This window comes from Tetzosporium hominis (assembly GCF_002265435.1).
GTDB lineage: Bacteria > Bacillota > Bacilli > Bacillales_A > Planococcaceae > Chryseomicrobium > Chryseomicrobium hominis.
In genome coordinates, this window is record NZ_NOKQ01000273.1 from 1 (window position 1) to 746 (window position 746).

General features: G+C 44.4%; 1 protein-coding gene. It reads right to left on the reverse strand.

The window, feature by feature from the left end; genetic code table 11:
* Positions 1-11: 11 nt before the first annotated feature.
* Positions 12-746: Mu transposase domain-containing protein (locus CF394_RS15835; RefSeq protein ID WP_439332875.1), on the reverse strand; the 735-nt coding region annotated here is incomplete at its 5' end.

The window sequence follows — 746 nt, forward strand, 5'->3', positions numbered from 1 at the left end:
GAGTAGTTCCATCAAGACACACCGCCTTTTTCAAACAACTTGTCATAATGTGTTGATCCTCTTGATGCCGGTGGCATAGGAGGGATTGAGTCTCTTCTGATATCAAGGCTCACGCGGTCGCTCCGTCCATTGATCAGCTGGTAGAAGACCTGTTTGATCGATTCTGCAGAAGGATGCCCGTGCGTCGATGCGATCTTCAGAGATTCTGTTGCCACCGAAAAATCATGTTGTTTCAAGAGGACTGAAAGAAGTCTCAATGCTTCCTGCTTTTCAGGTACGGTGCAGCTGTCTATGTATTCTTTCCAATTGACGGGCAGTTGTTCAAAGAAATCCGTGTATTTGATTGCCATAGGCCGTTTGGCCATCAGCTCAAGATATGGTTGCCATTTCATCGACTTCTTATCCTCACCATACAGCCGTGCATGAGTAATGATTGATTCATGTTCTGCCGTCATGATCTCGATCGTGCCATATGATATCTTTGCCAAAACACTACTTTTGGCAAATCGAGGAGATGTGGAATATTGACGTCCATCTATTTTGACGAGTCCATATTTATCTGGTCGACACTCTTCATAACGCACGCATTCAAAGGATTTTTCTGGTAACTGAAGGAGTGCTTTTCTATCTTCCTCAAACAGTTCGGATAAAAGCCCATCTTTTTGATAATGCTTGCGATTCCTGTCTTCTTCAGCTGCAGTCCAGAAGGTCTCGTTCAAACGCTCAAGATCTGCCACATGTATCTC